Annotated in this window: 23 protein-coding genes; 14 read left to right on the top strand and 9 right to left on the bottom strand. The window is 60.6% G+C overall.

Features of this window, described 5'->3' with window-relative positions; genetic code table 11:
• Nucleotides 1-15 precede the first annotated feature (15 nt).
• The 3 genes from GFJ39_RS09020 to rpmE all read right to left on the bottom strand — a co-directional run bounded on the left by GFJ39_RS09020 (nucleotide 16) and on the right by rpmE (nucleotide 1656).
• Complete coding sequence (locus tag GFJ39_RS09020; RefSeq protein WP_153431017.1) at nucleotides 16-600, bottom strand: DUF1013 domain-containing protein; 585 nt, start codon at nucleotides 598-600, stop codon at nucleotides 16-18.
• A 212-nt stretch (nucleotides 601-812) separates the two neighbouring features.
• Nucleotides 813-1271 (bottom strand): Hsp20 family protein, encoded by a 459-nt coding sequence (locus tag GFJ39_RS09025; protein WP_325062897.1) that lies wholly within the window; start codon nucleotides 1269-1271, stop codon nucleotides 813-815.
• A 157-nt stretch (nucleotides 1272-1428) separates the two neighbouring features.
• A complete protein-coding gene (rpmE, locus tag GFJ39_RS09030) occupies nucleotides 1429-1656 on the bottom strand; it encodes a 50S ribosomal protein L31 (RefSeq protein WP_062028708.1) in 228 nt (75 codons plus the stop codon).
• A 189-nt stretch (nucleotides 1657-1845) separates the two neighbouring features.
• On the opposite strand from rpmE, the gene mscL reads away from it, so the two are divergent.
• Both mscL and GFJ39_RS09040 read left to right on the top strand, forming a co-directional pair.
• The gene (gene mscL, locus GFJ39_RS09035; RefSeq protein WP_153431018.1) at nucleotides 1846-2304 is read left to right on the top strand and encodes a large-conductance mechanosensitive channel protein MscL; all 459 of its coding nucleotides are present in this window, start codon (nucleotides 1846-1848) and stop codon (nucleotides 2302-2304) included.
• On the top strand, nucleotides 2304-2696 hold the full coding sequence (locus tag GFJ39_RS09040) for a hypothetical protein (RefSeq protein ID WP_153431019.1): 393 nt from the start codon (nucleotides 2304-2306) through the stop codon (nucleotides 2694-2696). The genes mscL and GFJ39_RS09040 overlap by 1 nt, the downstream gene beginning before the upstream one ends.
• Before the next feature lie 36 nt (nucleotides 2697-2732).
• Here the strand turns inward: GFJ39_RS09040 and secF are convergent, their stop codons facing one another.
• Nucleotides 2733-3671, bottom strand: a complete 939-nt coding sequence (gene secF / locus GFJ39_RS09045; protein WP_153431020.1) for a protein translocase subunit SecF — start codon at nucleotides 3669-3671, stop codon at nucleotides 2733-2735.
• A gap of 5 nt (nucleotides 3672-3676) precedes the next feature.
• On the bottom strand, nucleotides 3677-5218 hold the full coding sequence (gene secD, locus GFJ39_RS09050) for a protein translocase subunit SecD (protein WP_153431047.1): 1542 nt from the start codon (nucleotides 5216-5218) through the stop codon (nucleotides 3677-3679).
• 158 nt (nucleotides 5219-5376) lie between these two features.
• Here secD and GFJ39_RS09055 point away from each other — a divergent pair, with 158 nt between their 5' ends.
• The gene (locus GFJ39_RS09055; protein ID WP_153431021.1) at nucleotides 5377-6372 is read left to right on the top strand and encodes a Gfo/Idh/MocA family protein; all 996 of its coding nucleotides are present in this window, start codon (nucleotides 5377-5379) and stop codon (nucleotides 6370-6372) included.
• Between the two features lie 15 nt (nucleotides 6373-6387).
• Here GFJ39_RS09055 and GFJ39_RS09060 read toward each other — a convergent pair whose 3' ends face one another.
• Together GFJ39_RS09060 and GFJ39_RS09065 are read right to left on the bottom strand one after the other, a co-directional pair.
• The gene (locus tag GFJ39_RS09060) at nucleotides 6388-8196 is read right to left on the bottom strand and encodes an ABC-F family ATP-binding cassette domain-containing protein (protein WP_153431022.1); all 1809 of its coding nucleotides are present in this window, start codon (nucleotides 8194-8196) and stop codon (nucleotides 6388-6390) included.
• A 61-nt stretch (nucleotides 8197-8257) separates the two neighbouring features.
• Nucleotides 8258-8998: a response regulator gene (locus GFJ39_RS09065; protein ID WP_153431023.1), complete on the bottom strand. Its 741-nt coding sequence runs from the start codon at nucleotides 8996-8998 to the stop codon at nucleotides 8258-8260.
• A 222-nt stretch (nucleotides 8999-9220) separates the two neighbouring features.
• On the opposite strand from GFJ39_RS09065, the gene GFJ39_RS09070 reads away from it, so the two are divergent.
• From GFJ39_RS09070 to recQ, 8 genes are all read left to right on the top strand, one after another.
• Nucleotides 9221-9727: a sigma-70 family RNA polymerase sigma factor gene (locus GFJ39_RS09070; protein WP_153431048.1), complete on the top strand. Its 507-nt coding sequence runs from the start codon at nucleotides 9221-9223 to the stop codon at nucleotides 9725-9727.
• A 133-nt stretch (nucleotides 9728-9860) separates the two neighbouring features.
• Nucleotides 9861-10436 carry a sigma-70 family RNA polymerase sigma factor gene (locus GFJ39_RS09075; protein ID WP_153431024.1) on the top strand — a complete coding sequence of 192 codons (576 nt, stop codon included), beginning with the start codon at nucleotides 9861-9863 and terminating at the stop codon, nucleotides 10434-10436.
• 200 nt (nucleotides 10437-10636) lie between these two features.
• Nucleotides 10637-10810, top strand: a complete 174-nt coding sequence (locus tag GFJ39_RS14055; protein WP_158413643.1) for a NepR family anti-sigma factor — start codon at nucleotides 10637-10639, stop codon at nucleotides 10808-10810.
• Nucleotides 10807-12681 (top strand): sensor histidine kinase, encoded by a 1875-nt coding sequence (locus tag GFJ39_RS09080; protein WP_325062898.1) that lies wholly within the window; start codon nucleotides 10807-10809, stop codon nucleotides 12679-12681. The genes GFJ39_RS14055 and GFJ39_RS09080 overlap by 4 nt, the downstream gene beginning before the upstream one ends.
• 113 nt (nucleotides 12682-12794) lie before the next feature.
• Nucleotides 12795-14480 carry a thiol reductant ABC exporter subunit CydD gene (cydD, locus tag GFJ39_RS09085; RefSeq protein ID WP_153431025.1) on the top strand — a complete coding sequence of 562 codons (1686 nt, stop codon included), beginning with the start codon at nucleotides 12795-12797 and terminating at the stop codon, nucleotides 14478-14480.
• A complete protein-coding gene (gene cydC, locus GFJ39_RS09090; RefSeq protein ID WP_153431026.1) occupies nucleotides 14477-16159 on the top strand; it encodes a thiol reductant ABC exporter subunit CydC in 1683 nt (560 codons plus the stop codon). Before cydD ends, cydC begins: the two co-directional genes overlap by 4 nt.
• Nucleotides 16160-16213: 54 nt before the next feature.
• Complete coding sequence (locus GFJ39_RS09095) at nucleotides 16214-16621, top strand: OmpA family protein (protein WP_153431027.1); 408 nt, start codon at nucleotides 16214-16216, stop codon at nucleotides 16619-16621.
• A 13-nt stretch (nucleotides 16622-16634) separates the two neighbouring features.
• The gene (gene recQ, locus GFJ39_RS09100) at nucleotides 16635-18503 is read left to right on the top strand and encodes a DNA helicase RecQ (protein ID WP_153431028.1); all 1869 of its coding nucleotides are present in this window, start codon (nucleotides 16635-16637) and stop codon (nucleotides 18501-18503) included.
• Nucleotides 18504-18509: 6 nt separating this feature from the next.
• Here recQ and GFJ39_RS09105 read toward each other — a convergent pair whose 3' ends face one another.
• Nucleotides 18510-19001: a copper chaperone PCu(A)C gene (locus GFJ39_RS09105; protein WP_228391876.1), complete on the bottom strand. Its 492-nt coding sequence runs from the start codon at nucleotides 18999-19001 to the stop codon at nucleotides 18510-18512.
• A gap of 119 nt (nucleotides 19002-19120) precedes the next feature.
• On the opposite strand from GFJ39_RS09105, the gene nrdR reads away from it, so the two are divergent.
• The 3 genes from nrdR to thiL are packed head-to-tail and all read left to right on the top strand — an operon-like array spanning nucleotide 19121 to nucleotide 21081.
• Nucleotides 19121-19621: a transcriptional regulator NrdR gene (gene nrdR, locus GFJ39_RS09110; RefSeq protein WP_153431030.1), complete on the top strand. Its 501-nt coding sequence runs from the start codon at nucleotides 19121-19123 to the stop codon at nucleotides 19619-19621.
• Nucleotides 19618-20100, top strand: a complete 483-nt coding sequence (gene nusB / locus GFJ39_RS09115) for a transcription antitermination factor NusB (RefSeq protein ID WP_153431031.1) — start codon at nucleotides 19618-19620, stop codon at nucleotides 20098-20100. The genes nrdR and nusB overlap by 4 nt, the downstream gene beginning before the upstream one ends.
• Before the next feature lie 3 nt (nucleotides 20101-20103).
• Nucleotides 20104-21081 carry a thiamine-phosphate kinase gene (thiL, locus tag GFJ39_RS09120; RefSeq protein ID WP_153431032.1) on the top strand — a complete coding sequence of 326 codons (978 nt, stop codon included), beginning with the start codon at nucleotides 20104-20106 and terminating at the stop codon, nucleotides 21079-21081.
• Between the two features lie 24 nt (nucleotides 21082-21105).
• On the opposite strand, the gene GFJ39_RS09125 is transcribed toward thiL, so the two are convergent.
• Nucleotides 21106-22299 (bottom strand): hypothetical protein, encoded by a 1194-nt coding sequence (locus GFJ39_RS09125; RefSeq protein ID WP_153431033.1) that lies wholly within the window; start codon nucleotides 22297-22299, stop codon nucleotides 21106-21108.
• Nucleotides 22300-22322 lie beyond the last annotated feature (23 nt).

Genomic DNA, 22322 nt, shown 5'->3' on the forward strand with positions numbered 1-22322 from the left:
GTCCAGACGCCGCAATCAGACGTGACTGTCACTGTCAGGAACATAGGCCTCCACGACCGGGAGCGCATGGCCTTCGCGGGCCAGACGGTCATTCGCGGCCGTAACGGCGGCATTCAGATCGGTCTGGGTGCATAGGCCGAGAATCACGGGATCACGCGGCTTGATGTTGGCGCTGTTCCAGTGCTGGCGGTCGCGGACCTTCGTGATGGTGTCCTTGGTCGTTCCGAGCAGCTTGACGATCTGGGCTTCGGACAGCTGCGGAAACTGACGCAGAACGAATGCGATGGCGTCCGGGCGGTCATTGCGCTTGGCAACCGGGGTGTAGCGCGCACCCTTGGCACGGCGCTTCACCGGGCTGGACGTCGGCATGATCTTCAGGCGGGCATTCGTGTCCGCTTCGCAGCGCTTGATTTCCGCTTCGGCGAGCTGATGATTCTTGATCGGGTCATAGCCATTGATCCCGGCGGCGACTTCACCATCCGCAATCGCCTGGACCTCAAGCGGGTGCATGCCACAGAATTCTGCGATCTGAGTGAAGGTAAGACCGGTTTTCTCAATCAGCCAGACGGCCGTGGCCTTGGGCATCAAAGGCAGGGTCATGTCGGTGCGTTCCTTGCTGGGACACGGATGGAGCCGGCTTCCGCAGGCACCGATCGGGCGTATCCGGCGAGGAACCAATCCCGCCCGGGATATGATCGCGGCACCTGCTGGATGCGCTGCGATAATGGAAACGGGTATGCGGCACCGAAGCCGCGGCGGTCAAGCACCAAAACGGAGCGGGAGTGCTTTTACGACACTCCCGCTCCAAATGCTCAGGCCGCCTGAACAGTTTCAGCCGGGGCTGCGTGCACGGCTTCAGTCCGCACCGGAATACGGCGCGGCCTGGCAGCTTCCGGGACGAGCTGACGGATGGCGATGGACAGCAGGCCGTTTATCAGATCCGCACGGTCAATTTCCGTATGATCGGCCAGAACAAAGCGGCGCTCGAACGCCCGGGTGGCAATACCGCGATGCAGCCACTCCCGGTCACGGCTGTTCTCCGAGACGCTACCGCGCACGACCAGCGTGTTGTTTTCCTGAACAATGTCAACGTCTTCAGGCCGAAAACCTGCGAGGGCCATCGTCAGGACGTAGTTCGTATCGCCGGTTTTTTCGATATTGTAGGGGGGATAGCTTGGAAGAGCCTGGGCGTTGGCAACATTGCCAGCCATCGCGGCCAGTCGGTCGAAGCCGATCGCGCTGCGGAACAGCGGTGTAAAATCGTAGGTCACTGAAACCTCCTTCAGGCAGGAATCATCTGTCGCATTTCCCGATATGGCAAAATGCTATGGTCAAACCAGCCGCGACCCGAACGGCATCGCGGCTGGTTTTCCAGATAGGTTCCGACCCAACCGTCTTCAAGAGGAGACGGCAGGGAGGCACGCCGAATTACTTCGTGCGCGTACCGATGCCAGCAAAGCGCTTATTGAACTTTGCAACCTGGCCTCCGGTATCCATCATGCGCTGGACGCCCGTCCAGGCCGGATGGGACTTCGGATCAACGTCAAGACGCAGCGTCGCGCCCGGTTCGCCATAGCACGAATGGGTCTTGTATTCGGTTCCGTCGGTCATGATGACGGTGATCTCGTGGTAGTCGGGATGGATGCCGGATTTCATGAATTTCTACTCCATAAAGAAAGCCCCGATGCCGACCGGGGCGAATCATCAGGCGCATATAACGGAAAGCACTTCCGGATGAAAGTGGCCTTTACTGGATTGCACGAGTCCGTTTATCCCTTGCAATGAATGCGGGCTCGACTGTCAGGCCTGCGACCGTGCCTACACGGATACCGAGAAAGGTTTGATATGAGCGAAAGCAAACACAAGCTGCACACCCCGGGCTGGGTCAGCGATTTCCAGAAGTTCATCATGCGTGGTAACGTGCTCGACCTCGCAGTCGGTGTCGTGATCGGTGCTGCATTCAGCGCGATCGTCGGCAGTGCGGTCAAGGATATCCTGACGCCGTTCATCGGTCTGCTCACGGGTGGCGTCGACTTCTCGAACCTGTTCATCACGCTCAAGGGGCCCGTCAAGGATACGCTCGCCGAAGCCCAGAAGGCCGGTGCCGTTACCGTGAATATCGGTGTATTCCTCAATGCCGTGATCCAGTTCCTGATCGTTGCATTTTTCATCTTCTGGCTGACGCGTATCCTCAGCAAGCTGAGCCGCAAGCAGGAAGCCGCTCCTGCCGCCCCGCCGGCTCCGACGAAGGAAGAGGTTCTCCTTACGGAAATCCGCGACCTTCTGGCGCAGAAAAACTCCTGATGACAGAAACGAAAGTCTCCCATCGCGCAGTCTGGCGCCCGGCCGTCGCACTGTTTGTGATGGGAAGCTTTCTGGCCGGATGCGCGGCACGCCCTGCAATGACAGGGCTGCCGCCATCTCCCAATTCACGGCTTTATGCCTATCTGATCGCCCATGGCATGGCCCGGGGCGCGGTCATGACGGGACAGATCGGCCCTGAAGGACTGTCACAGCTGGTGGTTCTGGACAGGGCGGCCCAGCAGGCAACGGTCAATGCCCTGAAGCTGCAAAGCTCTTCGGCCAATCGACAGGCCGATCAGGCACTTTCCAGCCTTCTGGCAGACCTTCCCCAGAAAACACCGCCCACACCCGTCAATCCATCAGAGCAGACACAAAAAAACCGGCTCCCTTGAGGGACGCCGGTTTTTTTGTGTCTGAGGCAGGCCCGATCAGTCTGCCACAGCCTCCTTGCGCAGCCGCTTCTCGCCCATCAGGAGCAGAAGAGGTGCCGCGATGAAGATGGACGAGGACGTTCCCACCACTATCCCGAACAGCATGACCGTCGCAAATCCGGTCAGCGTGCTGCCCCCGAACAGGGCCAGTGGCAGAGCCGCCAGAAAGACCGTCATGGACGTGCCCAGCGTGCGGTTCAGGGTTTCGTTGATGGATAGATCCAGAAGCTCCCGCAACGGCATCGTGCGGTATTTGCGCAGGTTTTCGCGGATCCGGTCATAGACCACCACCTTGTCGTTGGTGGAATAGCCGAGGATCGTGAGAAGAGCGGCAACCATCACAAGATCGAACTCGAAGCGCGTGATGGCCAGAAAGCCGACCGTCTTGGTCAGATCGAGAACGAGAGTCACCACCGCACTGATGGCGAACTCGCGCTCAAAGCGGATCCAGATATAGATCAGGATCATCGCAAGACTGAAGCCAAGCGCCAGCAGACCATCACGGAACAGTTCGGTCGAGACCGACGCACCCACGGCATCGGCACGAAGAACCTGTGTACCCGGTTCGGCGGCCGAAATGGCGCTCTTGACGCCATCAACGAGCTTCTGGGTCTGCGCCTCACGATCCGCACCTTCGGGGGCGTTGATCGAGATACGCACATCTCGCGGCGATCCGAACGCCTGCACGGCATCCGGATGAATACCCGCATGATCCAGAGCCGCGCGCAGCTTGCCGAAATCCGCAGGACCGGGGGTCTGGGCTTCGACGATGATGCCACCGCGGAAATCCAGTCCGAGCTTCAGCCCGGGCTGGAAGAACAGGATAACGGATGCAATGGAGAGGACCGCCGAAACGATCAGCCCCATGTGACGGCCGCGCATGAAGTTGATGCGCCGATCGTCACGGACAAAACGGAAAAGGGGACGTGACAGCATGACGATCAGACCGGAAGTTCTTTGGGACGGGCGAGGGCGTACCACCGCACGACCAGAAGGCGTGACAGCAGGAGTGTCGTGAAGAGGGTCGTGACGATACCGATGGTGATCGTCAGCGCGAAGTTGCGGACAGGACCCGTTCCGAACACGAACAGCATGACATGCGCCAGAAACGCCGTGGCGTTACTGTCGATGATTGTGCCGGTTGCACGGTCGAAGCCGGCCTGCAGGGCCTGAAGAGGGCCGCGACCACGCTTCACTTCTTCCCGGATACGTTCGTTGATCAGAATGTTGGCATCCACGGCCATACCGAGAGTCAGCAGCATACCCGCCATGCCCGGCAGGGTCAGTGTCGCCTGGAACAGCGAGAGGATCGCCACCATCAGAATCAGGTTCGCGAACAGGGCAATATCCGCATACAGGCCAAACCGCCCGTAAAACAGTACCATGAAGACGATGACCAGAAGAAGGCCGGTCAACAGGCTGATGATACCCGCGTGGATGGACGCCGCGCCGAGGCTCGGGCCAATGGTCCGCTGCTCAACCACGGAGAGCGGAGCAGGCAGCGCACCGGCCCGCAGCAGAAGCGCCAGATCAGACGCACTGCGGGCATTGAAACCACCCGTGATCTGGCCGTTTCCAGCCGTGATCGGGTTGATGATGTTCGGCGCTTCGATGACCTTGTTGTCGAGCACGATCGCAAAGCGCTTGCCGACATTGGCCCGCGTGACGTTCGCAAAAGCCCTTGCGCCAGCGCTGTTGAGTTGGAACGTCACCGCCCAGCCGCCGCTCTGCTGATCGATTACGGCGCCAGCATTGGTCAGATCCGTGCCATCCACATCGACATGATCCTGAACCGCGACCTGCGTATGCACGCTCTCGTCCTCGAGCATTGTCGAACCGGGGCTGGCAACGCTCGGATTCGGTGCCAGCAGACGGAACGTCAGACGCGCCGTCGTTCCCAGCAGGCTCTTGATCCGTTCCGGATCGCTGACGCCCGGAAGCTCCACGACGATCCGGTCGTCACCTTCACGCGCGATGCTCGGATCGATCGCGCCCGTTGCGTCGATACGGCGACGGACGATCTCAATGGACTGCGCCACAGCCTCGCGCGCCCGGGCCAGCATTGCCTCGTGCTGAAGTGTCAGGACGATCCGTCCGTCTTTTTCGGACGTCGTGAACTCGTTCGGCACCACCGGGGGAAGGGACTGCATGGCCTTGAGCGCGGCGTCACGTTCAGCATCCGAACGCGGCATGAAGCTCAGGCTGGCCGTTGCATCGTCGCGGGCAAAATCGCGATAGCCCAGAGACCGGTCCAGAAGCGTCTGACGCGCCTGATCCTGAAGGGACTGAAGGCGGTCATGCTCAAGAGATTTCAGATCGAGCTGAAGGAGAAGGTACGACCCACCCCGCAGATCGAGGCCCAGATGGATCTGCCGCCAGGGCAGGGACGGTGCGGGAGAACGCAGAAAATTGGGCAGACACAGGAGTACGCCAATCAGGCAGATGCCCGCGACGCCCAGCAGTCTGAGCCGGCTGTAATACATCATATCAGGTCGAGACGTCCTCGGCGGATTTGGACAGATCGTTTTTCAGATCATTTTCAGGCCGGGACCATGCCGTTTCCGCCATGACGATGCAACCTTTGCCTGTTTGATGCCCCACTGTCTTTCCGGGAAACACCGCGCCTGATAAGCCTGTGAGCATGAATACAGCGCAACAGCTTCGGGTCGGTATCGTCGGGGCCGGCCATTTCGGACGGTTTCATGCCCTCAAGTCCGCCGCGAACCCGGCTGAAGAGCTTGTCGCGCTTTATGACCCTGATCCGGCCCGCGCGGCGATCGTGGCACGTGAAGCTCATTGCAGAATTGCCACAAGCTATGAAAATCTTCTGGAGCAGGTGGATGCCGTCATCATCGCCGCCCCGGCGGAGTATCACTTTGCCCTGACAAGCCCGGCCCTCAGGGCCGGGCGGCATGTTCTGGTCGAAAAGCCCATCGCGGCCACGCTGGGCGAAGCCCACGCCCTTGCGGATCTTGCCAGGGAGACCGGCAAGGTCCTTCAGGTCGGCCATCTACTGCGTTACTCGGCGGAACACCAGGCTATTACCGAGCGGATCAAGGCACCGCTTTACATCGAAGCTACCCGCATTGCGCCCTACAAACCACGGGGAACGGACGTATCGGTCATTCTGGATCTCATGATCCATGATCTTGATCTCGTTCTGGCGATCGTGGACAGCCCGATTGCGGAAATCGATGCCCTGGGAGCCGCTGTTTCAAGCGCCCATGAAGACATCGCCAACGCCCGGGTACGGTTTGAAAACGGCTGTGTGGCAGCCATAACCGCAAGCCGGATTTCCCTGAAAACTGAACGGCGTATGCGTCTTTTCTCACAGGATGGATATCTTTCCGCCGATTTCATGGAGCGCAAATTGAGCTTCATTGGGCGTGAACGCGGCATGCCTCTTCCAGGCACGGGAGGCTTCCGACGTGAGGCCATAAGCTGGAAAGACCACGACAATCTGGCCGTGGAACATGAGGCCTTTGCGGCTTCGTGCCTTCACGGCGCACCGGTTCTGGTCGATGCGCAAGCCGGGATCAGGGCGCTGGATGCCGCCATCCGGGTGACGGACAGCATCCGGAAATCACGACAGATCATGGAACTTTCCGGCCTGATCCCAGCCTCGGATAAAAACTGAGATAATTATTTCAACTTACTGGTTTTCAAGAATTTCTTTTTTCATTTCCAGCTCAAGCCATTGCTCTTCCGACTGGGTCAGATCCCGCTCGGCCGATTCCAGAAGCTGAGTCGTCTTCTCGAACCTGGCAGCATCCCGGCCATATAGACCCGGATCCGCCAGAATATCCCGATAACTCTGGATCTTCTTTTCCAGCTCAGCCATCTTTTGCGGAAGAAGATCCAGCGCCCGCTTGTCATTATAGCTGAGCTTTTTCGGCTTCTTATCTGTTTTCAAAGCAGATTTTGGAGCGACATCTTCCAATTCAGGAGAGGACGTCTCGCGCCCTGCCGGTACATCCCCGCGCTGGATCAACATATCCGAATAGCCCCCGGCATATTCGATCCAGTCTCCGCCGCCATCCGATACCAGAACCGAACTTGCGACCCGGTCGAGGAAATCACGATCATGGCTGACCAGCAGAACCGTGCCCGCATAATCGGCCAGCATGTCCTGAAGAAGATCCAGCGTCTCAAGATCGAGATCGTTAGTGGGCTCATCCAGCACCATGAGGCTGGATGGCTTGGCCAGAGCACAGGCCAGCGCCAGCCGGCCCCGTTCACCGCCGGACAGTTTTCCCACCGGCGTACGAGCCTGTTCCGGACGGAACAGAAAGTCTTTCATATAGCCGATCACGTGACGCTTCTCGTCCCCGACCTGCACCATATCCCCACTCCCACCGGCAAGGGTTTCGGCAAGGGTCTTGGCCGGATCGAGACTTTCCCGCTGCTGGTCCAATGTAACCATGGCTACGGATGGCCCCATTTTCACGGTTCCGGACTGCGGCTCCATTTTTCCGGTCAGCAGACGCAGAAGTGTAGTCTTTCCGGCGCCATTGGCGCCCACCAGACCGAGCCGGTCACCGCGCAGGATCCGCAGATCGAGGTCCCGGACGATGGCGCGATCGTCATAGGTCCAGTTCACACCTTCCGCAGCGATCGTGATCTTGCCCGCACTTTCGGCGTCTGTAGCTGCCATGCGGAGCGTACCCTTGCCCCGTGACGCAAGCTCCTTGCGCTGCGCCCTCAATGCTGCCAGTTCCCCGACACGCCGCACGTTGCGCTTGCGACGCGCCGTGACGCCGTAGATCATCCAGTCTTCTTCGCGCGCGATCTGGCGATCCAGCTTGTGGGCATCACGCTCCTGCTGTTCCAGTACCTCGTCACGCCAGGTTTCATAGCGGGCAAATCCCTGATCCAGACGACGCGTCACGCCACCTTCCAGCCAGACAACGCTGCGGGACAAAGTCTCAAGCAGACGTCGATCATGGCTGATGACGATCATCGCACAACGACAGGCCGAGAGCTCTTTCTCCAGCCATGTGATGGACGGCAGATCCAGATGGTTGGTCGGTTCATCCAGCAGCAGCAGATCCGGCTCCGCAGCAAGAGCGCGGGCGAGGGCGCAGCGGCGCACTTCGCCACCTGAAAGGTTCTGACAGCTTTCCTCACCCGTCATCCCGAGTTCGGCCAGCATGGAGCGCGCCCGATAGGTCTCGGTCTCATCCAGCCCTTCGGACGCATAATCGAAGGTGGTGGCGTAACGGGAAAGATCCGGCTCCTGGGCCAGATAATGGACCTTGATTCCCGGCTGAACGAAACGCGTCCCGGAATCCGCCACGATATCACCCGAGGCAATCTTCAGCAGCGTGGATTTTCCGGAACCGTTGCGTCCGACGAGACAGATCCGCTCACCAGGCAAAACGCCCAGTTCCGCGCCATCGAGCAGGGGACGTCCGCCAAGAGTGTAGGTAATGTTCTGCAGGGAGAGAATGGGTGCCGACATGGCTCCCTATGTGTCGCAGCAGGACGCCCGCCGCAAGCCATCCCTACACCGAATCATACCTTCAGACGGGCGTGACACCCCCTGTAACAGCCTGATAGGTGGCCACAGCAAGGGTCATCGGCTCGAAAGGTTTCGTGATGACGAAGGACGGTTCCTGCGTCTCACCCGTCAGCAGGCGCTCCGGATAGGCGGTTACGAAAATGACCGGCGCTTCATGGGTTCGCAGGATGCGCCCGACGGCCTGCATACCGTCACCGCCGCCACCGAGATTGATGTCCGCGAGAATGAGTCCTGGCTTCGTTTTCGCAGCCAGCGCAACGGCATCAGCCTCTGTATGGGCGACCCCGGCGATCCTGTGGCCACAGCGCTCAACCAGATCCTGAATGTCCATGGCGATGATAGGCTCATCTTCGATAATCAGGACACTCGTCTGCGCAATACCCTGAAGACCTTCGCGCGCCTTGTTCAGTTCGACCGCCGCCTCTTCGTCGGTAATGCCCAGCGCCCGCGCACTGGACGAAAGGGACTGCTCTTCAAGGGAAGTCAGCAGCAGAAGCGCACGCTGCCGCAGAGGAATACCAACAGTGGCATCCTTGCCATGACGCTCCATGAAAGCACTCACGAGCAGACCATAGAGAGCCTGCCGTGGAGACAGATCGTTCCTGGAGGGACTTTCCATTAGTTCCTTCAGGGCCACGGCCACAAGCTGATCGCCCGTTTTCTGGTCACCGACCAGAGCACGGGCAAAGCGGCGGGCATAGGGAAGCGCCTTGACGAGTTCCTGACGTGTCAGATCAGTCATGTGTCCATGGCCTCCTGAAAAGATATTTGCCGACACAGCCCGAATGGAATGCATCTCGTTATGAAGGTTGAATAGTCATGACACGATGCCCAATCTCCGTATAGTCTTCGTGACCGCCCCGGTCGCATGCGATGTCGCGTGAAGGATCTTCTTCTGAGCACACCCTTGCCCGCGGGCCAGCAGCGCGACCCGTCTCCCCAGAAAGGCAGCTTTCACCGCGGCCTGCTCCAGACCCTTCCGGATCTGCGGGGTTTCGCGCGCTTTCTGACCCGGGATCCCGCGGCCGCGGACGATCTGGTGCAGGACACGATTGTCCGCGCACTGGCCTCCCAGGAGCAGTTCCAGCAGGGAACGATCCTCAAAGCCTGGCTGTTCACAATCCAGAGAAATGCCTTCTACGAGCAGACGCGCCGCCGCAGCCGCGAGCAGGAAATCATGCTCGACATCGAGAAGGACATGCAGCCCTCCACTGCCGCGCCCTCGCTCCAGAATGCCCGCGATGCCGTTCAGGATCTGGGAGAACTGCTTTGGAAACTGCCTGATCTGCTGCGGGAGGCCCTGATTCTCGTGGGCGCGCAGGAGCTTTCCTATGAAGATGCCGCCCGCGTCTGCGATGTGCCCGCCGGAACGATGAGGGCCCGTGTTTCCCGTGCCCGAGCCCAGCTCGCCGAGCTTGCGACAGAAAATACCGGCCCCCTGGAAACGGATACCGAAAAAAACAGCACCTGATTTTCGCCTGTTTTCCGCAGGTTACAGACGACCTTTTCCTTTTCCCGGGAAATTTTCTGCCCTCCGGATGCAACATTTTCGCCTGACCGTTCATTGATCCCATGAAAACAGAACGAAATCAGGAGGCAGTTCCATGACGTTCCACGATCAGGTCATCGCCATTCTTCCGAAGCTGCGCGTTCAGGCTCTTTCGCTGACCCGCAACCGCGCCGCCGCAGAAGACCTCGTACAGGACGCCGTGTGCAACGCTCTGGCAGCTCAGGACAGCTTCATTCCTGGAACCAATTTCTCGGCCTGGATGCATCGTATCCTCCGTAACCGCTTCATTTCCGACCTTCGCAAGCGTCGCGAAACCACCGATATTGACGATGTGCCATCATCGTCCTTTGCCAGCCCTGCAACCCATGAAGACAGTCTGGCCCTGAAGGATCTGTCGATGGCTCTGTCCCGTCTGCCTGCCGATCAGCGCGAAGCCCTCGTTATGGTCGTAATTCAGGGCATGAGCTACGAAGCTCTGGCTGAAGCCACGGATTGCGCTGTCGGAACGGCAAAGAGCCGCGTCTTCCGCGCCCGTCGTCAGCTCGAAGCCTGGATGAGCGGAGACCTGCCAGCCAACGACAAGCTGCGCATCAAGGTCAAGGCCCTGCGTGATGCCATGGATGCCCGTCGTCGTGCCGGTCAATCCTCCGACGATCTCATGCTTTCATGATCTTAGGATCCGCAATGGAAAGAATTTGTATCCATTGCGGATTGGTAGCAATTGCAGAAAACGTGTTGTTTTCGTAAGACTGGATCGGCAGTTCATCCCGCAGCGGCTTCTCAGGAGAGACCCGGAGTTCGCGCCACAGTCAGTATCAGGGGTGCAGGATCTGCATCTTCTGACGTCACAGGAAGGTTCAGGGCCAGCCAATGACCGCAGGAGACAAGCGGAAGTCCTCAGCCAAGGAAACCACTGGCGAGGATCAGGATTCGCCTTTCGGAATCTGGCTGAGCCGGGGCCTGCATCAGCTTTTTGATGATGTTGCAAACGAGCCGATCCCCGATGAACTTCTCCGATTGATCGAGGAAGACCGAAACAAGTGACTGTTACCCGGTCTGGTTCTCCAGACCTGAATCCGCGGCGCTGGCGTCGTCTGTGGTACAGGCGTGACGCCCTGCGCAGCATCCGGATGTTTGACACTGTCGGCGCGCGGGTGATGACCCTGATTGTCGCGACGACTCTGCCCCTCGCGATCATCGCCTCTCTGCTGGCCTGGCACAGCTACCAGCAGAATGTCGGCAACAGCGCCATGCGCACCGAACGCGACACGCAGCTCGCCATTTCGGAAATCACGACGGATCTGGACCAGACCCACACGCTGCTGGACATGCTTGCCGATGGAGACATTTCATCAGGAAATGCCCTGAGAGAGTTCGCGCTAGTCCAGACCGTCTCACAACATCACTACTGTATGCTGATGCTGACGGACGTGTCCGGCCGGCCATCGGTCGTTCTGCCGCCTCCTTCCACACAGGATACGGCAATCTGCTCTTCTCCCGAACTCGCCGCGTCCACGATGAACTCTCCGACGGTCAGAACTCCGATTGTCGGAGTCGATGTGCTGAAGGGCAATCGTGGTCCTCTCCTGAAGTTCGTCGTTCCCATTCTCAGCAACAACTCCGTCTCCGGTTACATCATTGCCGTCCGGACCCTTGGCTGGCAGCGCAGCCATCTTCCAAAAGGGGACAACCGCCTTCTGCTCGGGACGGATAACACTTCACGACATTTTCTGGCGATGCCTGACGGGACCCTCTATTCGCTTTTCCCCGATCATCCGGTATCCGCGAAACTCCCCGCCAGAGCATTTGCGCGTCTGAAGCGGGACATCTCCTCCCTCAGCCTGCATGATGTCTTTACGAGCCAGGGCATCACCTACGCTTTTCAGAATGCCTATGGTCCGGTCAGCCTGATCGTCGCAACGGAACGCACGGCCGAAGAGAGTCATGCCCTCAATATTTTCCTGATCCGGGTCAGTCTGATCGTCGGCCTGCTGGTGCTTGAACTGATGGCTGTCGCACTTGGCGCGCGTCTGTTTCTGGTCGATCCTCTGGAGAAACTGGCTCTGGCGGTCGCCGACTGGCGAAAGGGAGCGGAGTTCGCGCCCAGATCCAGCCATGCAATTCCGCTTGAAATCAGGCATCTGGAAAAGGCGTTTCTCCGTGCGACACGCCGCCTCAGCAAACACGAACAGGATCTGGAGCAGTCGGCCCGCAATCAGGATATGCTGATCCGGGAAATTCACCACCGGGTGAAGAACAACCTGCAGGTCGTGGCCTCTCTGCTCAATCTTCAGGCCAGCCGTATTCGCTCCCATGAGGCGCGCGAGGAATTCCGTCTCGTGCGGGACCGGGTGAGGGCGCTCGCGACCCTGCACCGCTACCTGTATTCAGAAAACGGCCTGTCGGCGCTGGATGTCCGGAGTTTCCTGGAAGAACTCTGCAGCATCCTGCTGTCCGCGAATGGCATGAACGCCCAGACGCGCATCCGGCTGCGACTCGATATCGAGCATGTCCTGATCTCTCCCGATCAGGCCGTCCCGATCGCCCTGATCGTAACCGAAGTCGTCAGCAATGCCTTACGATACGCGTTCCCCGAGAACAGAGCGGGTCATATCGTGATAAAGCTGCATAAGGTTGCTCCGGCACCTTCGGAAAAGGAAGGTCTGGTAGAGTTCATGCTGGGCGACGATGGAATCGGCCTCAACGCCAGTCAGGCCACCGCGTCCCGCACGCGCCGGGAAGGAATCGGCATGCAGCTCATCCGCGGCTTCGCCCGTCAGATCAATGCCGATATGACGGTCAGCAACGAAAACGGGACCTGGTATACCCTGCGCTTCGTGCCCGAACGTCCTTCCCTGACGGCGCTCGCGATGGCGCGCAAGGCCATCAGTCGCGAAGAAGACTCGGCCCTGTAACGGCAACGCGGCATCAGGTTCTGCCCGAAAATCCACAAAAAAAACCTAAATAAGCGGCAAGAATTGACTGAGGCACTGTCTTGTCGGGCTTTTGCGACCTATATGCAGGGATCATGAAGGCCGACAAGACAATCGCAAAAGCGTGGGTAAAGGCGCAGGGACGCGCAAGCCGCTCCCGAACCTCTGTCGTAGTATTTTTGGGGTTGCTCTCCACCCTGCTGGGACTCCTGCAGGCCTGGGCGCTGGCTCGAACGCTCGCTTCCGTCCTGACCCGCGACACGGACAGCACCGGGCCAGCCATCGGCGTCTTTCTTCTGGCCTGCGTTCTCAGGGTGATCCTGGCCACCCTACAGGACATGACCGCCGCTTCAGCCGGAATCCATGCCCGACGACGCCTGCGCCGCGAAGTGCTGGACCGGATCATCGGCGAGGGACCAGCACTCCTGCGCCGCCATCACAGCGCCGCCATTGCAGCCACACTGGTTGACCGGATCGAAGCGCTGGACGGTTACTTCGCGCGCTGGCTGCCTGCGGCATCGCTCTGGCTGGTGTCACAGTGGCTGGTCGTCATCGCACTGTATGTGGAGAACCATCAGGCGGGTCTGATCCTTGCGGCCTGCTGTGCCATGCTTCCCATCTTTCAGGCCGTCTTCGGCATTGCCACGGCCGTCGCGTCCCGCAAGCAGTTCCTGGCCATGAACCGTCTTCAGACGCGCTTTCTGGACCGCGTGAAGGGCATTGCGACCATCGTCCTATCCGGTGGAACCGATCGCGAGACGCAGGCTCTGGCCAGGAGCGCCGATGACCTGCGCCAGCGTACCATGAAGGTTCTGCGGATCGCCTTTCTGGCATCGGCGACCACGGATGTCGCCATGGTCGCAGCCCTTGTGCTGATCGTTGTGACACAGGCCCACACCCTGATGGGCCATCCTTCTGATGCCGTCCTGACACGCGCGCTTTATGCCGTCCTGCTGGTGCCCGAGGCATTCGCGTCCTTCCGTGCCCTGTCGGCGGCCTATCAGGACCGCGCCCATGCCACCGCGGCTGCAGAAGCCATGCATGAACTGGCACCGCTGACCGAGCGGACGGCAGCAGGGCCTGATGTCGTGCAGGTCAGAGGCGGCATTTCAGTCACAGCGGAGCACGTCTCGTTTGCATGGGATGAACAGCGCGGCACGGTCATTCATGATGTAAGCTTCGTTCTTCCTGCTGGTGCGACACTGATCCTTGAAGGCGCATCGGGGGCTGGCAAATCCACGCTTCTGGAGCTGCTGCTCGGGTTCGTTTCCCCCTCGCAGGGACGCATCCTGTTCGACGGACAGGACATGCAGAGTCTTTCACCCCGCCAGATTTCCTCCCGGATCAGCTGGATCGGGCAAAAGCCCGTCCTGTTCGCCGGAACCATCCGTGAGAATATCCTTTTCGCCCGACCCGATGCTTCGGCTGACGATCTGGAGCGTGCTGTCTCCGCGGCGGCCGTCAATCAGTATCTGTCGTCGCTGCCGGACGGTCTGGAAACGCGGATCGGGGAGGGCGGGTTTGGCCTGTCCGGCGGTCAGGCGCAGCGTATCGCCATTGCCCGCGCCTATCTCAAGGACGCGCCGCTTCTGCTGCTGGACGAGCCGACATCCCATCTCGACCCGAAGACAGAGGCTGAAATCCTTGTCAGCCTGAAAGACCTCGCCAAAGGCCGGACCGTCATCCTGTGCAGTCATTCCGCGCAGGCCCGCCAGTTTCAGGGACGGCACCTCGTGCTTGATGCCGGTCGCGCCATTGCCTTTACGGGAGAAGCCGCATGAGCGCCCCGCTGCCTACAAATCCGGTTGCAGAAACGGGAAGCGAAACAGCGCTGTCCCGTATCCTTCAGGTCTGGCATCCGCAATATACGCGCCTGATAACCGGTATGGTCATCGCCGAACTGGCCGTCTGTGCAGGGCTGGCCCTGATGGGGCAGGCCGGTGGACGAATTGCCTGCGCCGCCGTCGGAGCAGGAGCCACCTATCTTCTCCTGCGCCTGTCGGGCGTGGCGCAGATCGTCCTGCGTTATTTCGAACGTCTTTACACGCATGACGCCATGTTCCGCGCACTGGCGGACCTGCGGGTCTGGTTCTATCGCAAGCTCGCTGGCGGAGCTGCGGCGGGTCTGGGTTTCCAGCGGTCGGGAGACCTGCTGACACGTCTGGTGTCAGACGTCCAGACGCTGGACAACCTGTATCTGCGGATCCTTGTGCCGCTGCTATCCGCTCTCCTGACCCTCCCCATCGCAATATTCGTCTGGATACGGGCGGGAATGGAAGCGGGTCTGCTGACCGGCGCGCTGTTTGCTGTCCTTGCGGTCGTTCTGCCCCTGATGGGCGCACACCTGTCCCGCCGCTTCGGCCCGGACATCCTGCGCGCGGAATCGGAACTGCGGATCGCAGCACTCGATCTCACATCCGGTCTGCGCGAGGCACGGGCCTTTGGCGCTGAAGACGTTCTTGCCGCAGCCGTCACGGACCGTCAGGAAACCCTTTTCAAGGCCCAGCGCCGCCAGCAGACGCGCATGGCGCTCATGCAGGGCTTTGCGGGCCTCATCGCCAAGGCCGGGACCGTGGTCATCCTGTGCGCGGTTGCAGGTCTTCTCTTCCCGCAGGCTCCCGCCATTGCCGGTATTACGGCGCTGTTCGTTGCCATCACGGCACTTGAAGGCGTAACAGGTCTGGCCCGCGCGGGTCTGCTGAGCGGGCAGGTCAGCCACGCGGCACAAAGGATTGTCGAAATTGCCGATCGGGCTCCTCCTGCACCCGAAGGCAACGCACCGCTTCCGGAAGGCCGCGATCTGCGCCTTGAAAACGTGACGTTCCGCTGGACACCGGGCCGGGCTCCCATTTTCCGTGACCTGAACCTGACTCTCCGTCAGGGGGAGCGCGCGGCCCTGATCGGACCGTCCGGTGCTGGAAAATCCAGCCTTGCCGCCCTGATCCTCAAGGCGGCGTCTCCCGAACAGGGCCGGATCCTGCTGGGTGGCACAGACATCACCACACTGCGCGACAGCGACCTGCGCTCACAGATCGCCTGGCTGTCACAGGCCAGCCATTTATTTGATGATACCGTGCGTGGAAACCTGCTTCTGGGCCGGACGGACATTCCGGATACGGCGCTGTGGGCTGCGCTCGACCAGGCCAGGATTGCAGACGTCGTGCGCAACCTGCCAGACGGACTGGATACCTGGATCGGGGAAGGCGGCTCGAAACTTTCGGGCGGGCAGGGACGCCGCATCGCTCTGGCGCGCGTCCTGCTGTCGGATGCTCCCATCCTCGTTCTCGATGAACCGGCAACCGGACTGGACGCGGAGACCGAGCGCGCTTTCCTCGAAACGCTGAATAATGCGACCGAGGGGCGCAGTGTTCTTCTGATCGCCCATCGCCTGACCGGTGTGGAAAAACTTGACCGCATCTGGCGCCTTGAGGACGGACAGGTTATTTCCAGTGCGTGCTGACCGGCCCGCGCCGATCCAGCTTCACGCTTACTCATCCTGACAGGACGTTACGCCATGGCACGTTTCCTTTCCATCGTCCGCATCGCGGCCCCGGTTTTCGTTCTGTCAGCTGCGCTGGCAGGCTGTGCCGAACAGCCGTCGCGTGACAGCTACGTCGTTTTCTTCGACCGTGAATCCGTAACGCTCAGCCCTGTCGCACAGGCTGTCGTGACCAAGGCTGCCACAGCCGCCCGCGCTGAACACGCTTCCGCCGTTCGCGTCTCTGGCTCCGCTGGCACAAACGGTGATGCCGCAGTCCTGAAGGAACTGGCGACGAGCCGGGCCCAGACCGTAGCGACGCAGCTCAGCAATGACGGACTGAACGGTGCACGGATCGAAATGACGCCATATGTCCCGAGCGAGCTTGAAGACTCCCACGTCGCCCTGCGTCGCGTTTCCATCACTATCGTTCCGGGCCACTGATCCGGCAGCCGGGATGACGCAGGCGCGGAACAGCCCTCCCGTCACTCCGGGATCCACGCAGCCTCCGACGCCTGAAGGCGTGCTGGCGGAAGTTTTTGGCTTCCCCGGCTTCCGCGGCCTTCAGCAGGACGCCGTCGAGACGGTCATGCGGGGCGAGGACGTTCTCGTCCTCATGCCGACCGGCGGCGGCAAGAGCCTGTGCTATCAGGTTCCCGCCCTCTGCCGGGACGGCATGGGCCTGGTCATCTCTCCCCTGATCGCCCTGATGGACGATCAGGTTGCGGGCCTGAGACAGCTCGGCGTCCGCGCGGCCGCGCTGCATTCCGGACTTGAGCCGGACGAACGCGACGAACTTCAGAGCGATCTGCGCAACGGCAGGATCGATATTCTCTATATTTCGCCAGAGCGTCTGCTTCAGCCTGCAACAGCGAATTTCCTGTCAAAACGCCGGATCTCACTGATCGCGATTGACGAAGCGCACTGCATTTCAGCCTGGGGCCATGAATTCCGACCCGAATACCGGGCCCTCGCCAGCCTGCCGGAGATGTTTCCGGGCGTCCCACGCATTGCCCTGACGGCTACGGCTGACCCCCGAACACGGGATGATATCCTGAATGCGCTCGGTATGCCCGATGCGCGGGTCCTGATGGCGAGCTTCCATCGTCCCAACCTGATCGTGGAAGCCCGCGCCAAGGCCAGCGAAAGCCGACAGCTCCTCGAAACGCTTCAGAACCATCGCGAAGGCGCCTCCATCGTTTATTGCGGCAGCCGCAACAAAACGGAACGCGTCGCCACCATGCTGCGGGACAAGGGCCTGACCGCCCTGCCGTTCCATGCCGGCCTCTCTTCGGTCGAGAAGCGAGCCACGCTGATGCGTTTCCGCTCCGGCGAGGAAATGGTGATCGTCGCGACGATCGCTTTCGGCATGGGGATCGACCGACCGGACGTCCGCTGCGTCGTCCATCTGGACATGCCATCCTCGCCGGAAGCGTATTACCAGCAGATCGGACGGGCAGGGCGCGATGGCGAACCGTCCGACACGCTGCTGCTCTATGGCGGCGAGGACATGGCCCGGGCGCGCTACTGGCTGGAACAGTCCAGCGCGCCCGACCATGAAAAGCGCGTCATGCAGGCGCGTCTGGAAAGCATGATCGCGCTCACGGAGACCACAGGCTGCCGCACGCAGGCACTCCTCGCGTGTTTCGGAGAAAATCTCGCGCAACCCTGCGGTCACTGCGACAACTGCATCAGTCCGGTCTCGACATTTGATGGCACCCAGGCAGCCCAGAAAGTCCTCTCGGCCATTTATCGCACCGGCCAGCGTCTCGGCGCGGTCCAGCTTTCCAATGTGCTGCGTGGAAAGCTCAACGAAACCATCGAGCGCAATGCCTATCAGCATCTTTCGGTTTTCGGAATCGGCAAGGAACACAGCGAGCAGTGGTGGCGCGCCGTCATCCGTCAGTTGATCGCGCGCGGGGCCATCCGGATGCACGGCGAATATGGAAGTCTCGCGCTTCAGAGCGAAATCGCGCGTCCGATCCTGCGCGGCGAGGAGCGCGTGGCACTCCGGCTCGAAGCCAAGGCCGCCCTGACCGCCAGCGCGGGCTCGGACGGCCATACGGAAAACGATCGTCTGTCGGCGGATGAGAAACCGTATTTCGACGCCCTGCGTCAGTGGCGCCTCTCCGAAGCGCGGGAACAGGAAATCCCGCCCTACGTCATTTTCCACGATTCGGTGCTGCGGGACATCGCCCGTGAACAGCCTTCCAACCGTATGGAACTGGGAGGCATCAAGGGCGTCGGCGCCTCGAAACTGGACCGCTATGGTGCCGCGGTTCTGACCGTCCTGCGCGAAATCCGCGAACCCGCCTCAGCCCAGTAAAGAACGTCAGTCGTGCGTCAGCTCGTCAGGCGCCGTGACAGTGAAACTGACGGTGATGCTGCCGCCATTGAGGATCTCGAAGGTAAACGGCACCTTGCTGCCAGCAGCAGGCATCTGACGGATTCCCATGCACATCATATGGTAACCCGAACGCGGGAAAATCATCGTGGAATCGTGCGGCAGCGCCAGATGCGTGAAGAGATCATTCGCCCCGTCCGTCTGCTGCTGGTTGGTGTGATGCGCAACGACATTCTGACACAGCGGGGATGAGATCCCCTTCAGCAGATGGTCAACGCTGTCGTCGTTGCGAATCGTGAAATAACCGGCCCCACGGTTGGGAAAATAGGCTGACGGGCGGAATGTCCCGTTCATGACCACAACCCGCTGCGCATCATGATCGGCGTCCGGCGCCACCACTGTTCCCGGAAGAGCCTGCTGGGCCATGGCCTGGGCAGTAGAAAGGGCAAAGAGGGCGGTCAGGACAGATACCCGTTTCAACGACAGTCTCCCGGTGTTGTGCGCGAACTCACGAAGCCCGTTTGGGCCGGAACGCATCATCCGGTAAAGTGCTCCCATTTCCCCGGCCACGACAAGGCCCGAACACTTCAGGATCGCGAATGCGTTGCCCTTTTTGCGGACATGACGATACCCAGGTCAAGGACAGCCGCTCCACGGAAGATGGCGTTGCGATCCGTCGCCGGCGCGTCTGCTCGGCCTGTACGCAGCGTTTCACGACCGTCGAACGGGTCCAGTTACGCGAACTGTCCGTGACCAAAGCAGACGGACGCCGCGTGCCTTTCGACCGGGACAAGCTCGCACGCTCCATCCGCGTCGCCCTGCGCAAGCGCCCCGTTCCCGAGGAACGTCAGGAACGTCTGGTCAACGGGCTCGTCCGGCAGTTCGAGGCCTCGGGGGAACACGAGATTTCTTCCCATCGCATCGGCCAGCTTGCGATGGACGCATTGCGCGAAGTGGACGGTGTGGCCTATGTCCGCTTCACCAGCGTCTACCGCGACTTCCGCGAGGTCGAGGCGTTCTCGAAAATCCTCGCCGATATGAAACCCATTCCCGGGGAAACGGACACACCGCCCCCCGACGACTCCCAGGAGACACCATGACCGTCACCGACGCCCCCGCCGCAAATCCGACGCGCCGCAGCCGGACCATTGCCCGCGTTGCAGCCGTTCAGGCGCTGTTCCAGTGCGAACAGTCCGGCGACACGGCGGAAACCGTCATCAGCCAGTTCATCCGTCACCGCCGGATCAGCTCCACGGCGTCCTTCGACGATGGACACATCCCCGATGCCGATCTGAAACTGTTCCAGGAAATCGTCCTCGGGGTCACGCGACGTCAGGACGATATCGATGCGAAGCTGAGCGATGTTCTGCCCGAACAGTGGCCGCTGCCGCGTCTGGACCCCGTCCTGCGTGCCCTGCTGCGCGCCGCCGTGTTCGAGATCGGCACCGACACACCTGACCGGATCGTCATCAACGAATATCTGGACGTTGCCCACGGCTTCTTCTCAGGCGATGAACCCAAGATGGTCAACGGGATCCTCGATACCCTCAGCCGCCGCGCCAACGACGGCAACGTCTGATTCATGACGGGCGCGTCAGGGGCCGAAACAGCGGGGGCAGGCGAGTTCGGCTTCATAGCGCGCCACTTCCGGCCTCTCGCCGGAGCCGAAAGCCTCGACCTGCGGGATGACTGCGCCCTGATGCGTTGCCCCGAAGGCGAGGAATTCGCAATTTCGACCGACACCATGGTCGAAAACGTCCATTTCCTTTCCGATGATCCGCCAGAAACCCTTGGGCGCAAGCTTCTGCGCTGCAACCTGTCCGATCTGGCGGCCATGGGCGCACGGCCCCATGCCTATACACTGAACGTGACCGTTCCGCGCGGCGGCCGCCACGACGGGAACTGGTTTGCCGCATTTTCACACGGGCTGGCGGAAGACCAGAAACGCTATGGCGTGCATCTGATAGGCGGCGATACCACCTCCATTTCAGGCCCTCTGGTCCTCTCCGCCACCGTATTCGGACTGTTGCGGTACAATACGGCGCTGCGCCGCGGCACCGCCAGACCCGGAGATGATCTCTGGGTCACGGGTACGATCGGAGATGCCGCCCTGGGGCTGCTCGTCCTTCAGGGCAGCTTACAAGACCCGTCGGGATTTCTGGCAGAACGATATCATCTGCCACGTCCCCGGACAGGACTGCACCTGCATGGCATCGTCAGCGCTGCGATGGATATTTCAGACGGGCTGATCCAGGACTGCGGCCACATCGCCGAGGAATCAGGCGTCCAGCTTGTCGTGGACGCAAAATCCGTGCCGGTTTCAGCCGCAGCGGCTTCACTGGGGCCTGAATGGCTCATGCAACGCCTGTGTGGCGGCGACGATTACGAACTACTTCTCACATGTTCTCCGGAACGTTCGGCAGCGCTCCAGGCCGCCTGTCAGGCTGCCGAAGTCCCGGTCCATCGCATCGGAACGATTCGTGCCGGTTCAGGAGTTCGGGTTCTGGATGGAGAAGGACGTGAAATCGTCCCCGAACTGGGCGGCTGGCAGCATTTCTGACAGACGCCCTGTGAACCTGCGGCTTCAGGCCGGATCGTCGATGGGACGTTCGTAAAGCCGATAACGCTTGTACGGTTGGGGCACGATGCTCTCGGCCAGATTGCGCATGTTGGAATCGGACGCCTGGATCCAGCCAAGTTCCACCCAGGAATAAGGCAGAGATTTTCGCCGACGCATCAGCTCGGCAATCGCCAGCGAAGGCAGAAGAGCACCAAGAACCGTCCCACGCAGGCGCTGTGTGACGCCCAGAAGGATGACACGGGCCGAATGGAAGCGATGCGTCGCCAGGCGCGCGACCAGCTTCACCCAGCCCAGAGGAGAAGGCGCTCCACCAAGGTCGCCCGCAATGTCATAAATATTGGGTACGACCAGCGCCATAGCGACAGGCTCGCCATTCTGGTCGATCTGGACATAATGTTCAGGACGCAGGAGCGGACCAAGCTGCTTGATCATGGCCTTCATTTCGTAGTCCTGTAAGGGTACGAAGTTGAACTTGTCGCTCCAGGCATCATTGTAGAGCTGGCGCAGTATCTCGCCCTGCTGGGCAATCTGCTTTTTCGACAGGCGCCTGATGGCGATGGCGCCAAGCCGTCCTTCGCCAATCTTCAGATCACCCGGGACCTTGAATCGCGACTCCGTCTTGTCATCCAGATCAAGCTTGTAGCTGAGAAGATCCTCGACAGGCTTGTAACCCGCATCTTCGACCAGCTTGCCCAGCAGACGCGGATGCCAGGGCATCGCCACCATCAGAGGCTGATCCTGTCCCTCCACCATCAGACCGGATTCACCATTGCCGCTCAGCGTGACAGGACCACGCATCGTCTTCATCCCCTGTAGGCGCAGCCAGTTCCGCGCCGTTTCCAGAAGAGCACTGACAACGCTTCCCTCCGGCACGGCGTCCAGTGCGCCAAAACAGCCGATCTTCATCCCCCAGTGCTCGATCGCGCGATGGTCCACGATCGCGGCGATGCGCCCTACAGCCGTGTTGCCACGCCAGGCCAGAAAGTACCGGATGCTCGCATGGCGGAAAATCGGCGCTTTCTTCGGATTCAGAAGTTCGTCCTGCTCCATGTCGAAAGCCGGGGTGAAACCCGCCATTCCGGCATAGATGCGACGCGGGAGCGTCATGAACAGTTTGAGGTCAGCCCGCGTCGTCACTGGCCGAACCACAAGATCATCATGCGGCGCAGGGATGTCAGTCCTGTCGGGCAGTGTCATAATGGCAGGTATACCTCTGATCG

Source organism: Gluconobacter aidae, from assembly GCF_009547075.1.
In the GTDB taxonomy this organism is placed as follows: domain Bacteria; phylum Pseudomonadota; class Alphaproteobacteria; order Acetobacterales; family Acetobacteraceae; genus Gluconobacter; species Gluconobacter aidae.